This window comes from Rhodopirellula bahusiensis (assembly GCF_002727185.1).
Classification (GTDB): domain Bacteria; phylum Planctomycetota; class Planctomycetia; order Pirellulales; family Pirellulaceae; genus Rhodopirellula; species Rhodopirellula bahusiensis.
In genome coordinates this window covers 1-2,576 of the sequence record NZ_NIZW01000059.1, presented here as the reverse complement: position 1 = coordinate 2,576, position 2,576 = coordinate 1, and the positions used below count along the sequence as shown (strand labels likewise).

Genomic DNA, 2,576 nt, shown 5'->3' with positions numbered 1-2,576 from the left:
CTTGCGCATCAACTGTTGCAAGTCGAGCGACAAGGTCACTGCCTATAAGAAACGTGACGCGTCAAGGAAGTTCTCCAGAGGCCAGTACAACTTGTTTATCACCTGTTGGACAGGTGGGAATAAGTGGTGAGGCATATTCTACACAGTTTGCCAGTGGGAATAAGTTGCCTCCCGGGCGCTCGTTCTGGTCAGTTGGCATGGACTTCGTCCACGTGGGTGACTTGTTCTCACCTTGACGATTCCAGGATGTTGCGTCCTCTTATTGATCTCAACTGACAATTTGACAGCAGAACGCGAGCCAAAGGACTGCATCCTTTGATGCTCGCGAAAGTGTCCAGTGAAGTTCGCATTGTATTCCTGGGGATCCGTTCCCCGTTTGCAAACATTTTTGCAAACAGTGGACAAAACAGCACGTTTTGAGCGGTGGTTTCAGCGTGTTTCTCGCCTAGCTTGTTCACGCTCGTGAGACATTTCTGGTTGTGGAGGCGATGCTGTGAGGCCTTGCTTACGCTGCGGGTTGTGAGTGGATCCTTGCTTATGCTGCGGGTTGTGGCTGGGGCCTTGCTTACGCTGCGGGTTGTGATTGGATGCTTGCTTACGCGGCGGGTTGTGATTGGAGCCTTGCTTACGCGGCGGGTTGTGATGGGAGCCTTGCTTACGCTGCGGGTTGTGATTAGATGCTTGCTTACGCTGCGGGTTGTGGTGGGAGGCTTGCTTACGCGGCGGGGTGTGATGGGAGCCTTGCTTACGCGGCGGGTTGTGATTGGATGCTTACTTATGCTGCGGGTTGTGGTTGGGCCTTGCTTACGCTGCGGGTTGTGGTTGGATCCTTGCTTACGCTGCGGGTTGGGATTGGATCCTTGCTTATGCTGCGGGTTGTGAGTGGATCCTTGTTTACGCTGCGGGTTGTGATTGGATGCTTGCTTATGCTGCGGGTTGGGAGGGAGGATTCTCAGGCTGGAAGCCTAGGCCACTTGGGCTGCAAAACGACGGCGTGAGTGACTTGCTGAGGTGGCAGGTTGGATGACGCGAATTGGATTGACACCGTTGAGGTGCGGGAGTTGAGTTGTTATGGGGACGTTTTCGAAACCGGCGAGTGCCGAGCAGAAGCAACGTTGGGCAAAGATATGGTTCCAAAAGCTTTGCCAATTCCACCGGCGGAAGACGGAACCGGATTGGGCGTTCTCGGCTGATGATGTGATTGCGTTCCTTCAATCACGTCGCGATGCGGAGGTGCCGGCTTGGAAGCGGATGAAGATCATCGAGGGCTTGATTCAGTACCGTGAAACGATCCAGCGTCGAGAGGTGGACGACCTGCTGCCGCTGAAGGAAAAGATGGGTGAGATCATCTTGATCGAGCAAGCTAGGACAGGCGGGTTGGATTCGATCGACGATGTGGTCGGCAAAATCAATCCCAATGAGATGGATGCGATTCAGGAGTTCCGTCGATCGATGCGTCGAGCCGGTTTGGCGATCGCGACTGAACGCAGCTATGTGAACAAACTGAAGGCGTTCATGGCGGACCGTGGACTGAATTGTTTGGCGGATTTCGACCGGATTCACGCTTCTGACGTGGAGGCTCACCTGACGGATTTGGCGGTGGATGGCAACGTTTCTCCGTCGACTCAGAACCAAGCGTTTCATTCTTTGCTGAAGTTCTTCGAATTGGTGCTGAAGCGGGAGATGGGGAAGATCGAAGCGATCCGTGCGAACAAGGATTCGATGGCTCCCACGGTGATGTCACCTGGTGAGGTAGGCCAAGTGTTCGAGGGACTCGAGGGCGTGTATCTGGTGATCGCGAAGTTGCTGTATGGTTGCGGGATGAGGATCAGTGAGGCGCATCGGTTGCGGGTCAAGGACATTGATTTTGCGAACAAGCAAATCGAGATTCGTCAGTCCAAGGGCAACAAGAGTCGATTGGTTCCGATGCCAGATGATTTGATTGAACCGCTGCGGCGTTTTGTTAAGACTCGCGAGGCTTTGCACGAACATGATTTGGCCAACGGCACGGCGTCGGTGTATCTGCCGTATGCGTTGGACCGGAAGTATCCGTCTGCGCATCGTGAATTGAAGTGGCAGTATCTGTTTGCGTCGCACCGATTGTCTCGGGATCCCAGAACCGGCCGCATCCACCGTCATCACTTGCATTCGAGCACCTTCCCAACTCATTTGCGACGCGCGGTGGAGCGGGCGGGGATTTTGAAGCATGTGACGAGCCACACGTTCCGCCATTGCTTTGCGACGCATTTGCTGTGGCAGGGAACCGACATTCGTCAGATCCAGCAGCTGCTGGGGCACAGTGACGTGAAGACGACGGAGATCTACACGCACGTGCGGAATCCGAACGAGGCGAAGGTGGTCAGTCCTTTGGATCGGTTGGTGCAGGACGAGGCGGCGACTGTGGGTTGCGCTCGGGCCGACTGAGGGCCTCAGTCGGCTAGTGCGCCTGCAAAGGCGATTGAATTGTCAGGTGAAAGTCCTGATTGGGGAATTCGTTACCGCCCCGTAGCTGATGGTAACTGCGTTTTCAACAGAAAGGGTGGAGAGCAACCAAAAGCGAATGAGCAGTCCGTAAC

Annotated in this window: 1 protein-coding gene; it reads left to right on the top strand. The window is 54.8% G+C overall.

The window, feature by feature from the left end; translation table 11 throughout:
- The first annotated feature begins 1,071 nt into the window (after nucleotides 1–1,071).
- Nucleotides 1,072–2,424 (top strand): integron integrase, encoded by a 1,353-nt coding sequence (locus CEE69_RS31700; protein WP_233215837.1) that lies wholly within the window; start codon nucleotides 1,072–1,074, stop codon nucleotides 2,422–2,424.
- The last annotated feature ends 152 nt before the right edge of the window (nucleotides 2,425–2,576 follow it).

Coding starts and splice junctions, on each gene's coding strand:
- CEE69_RS31700 (WP_233215837.1), top strand. CDS start 1,072: ATGGGGACGTTTTCGAAACCGGCGAGTGCCGAGCAGAAGCAACGTTGG.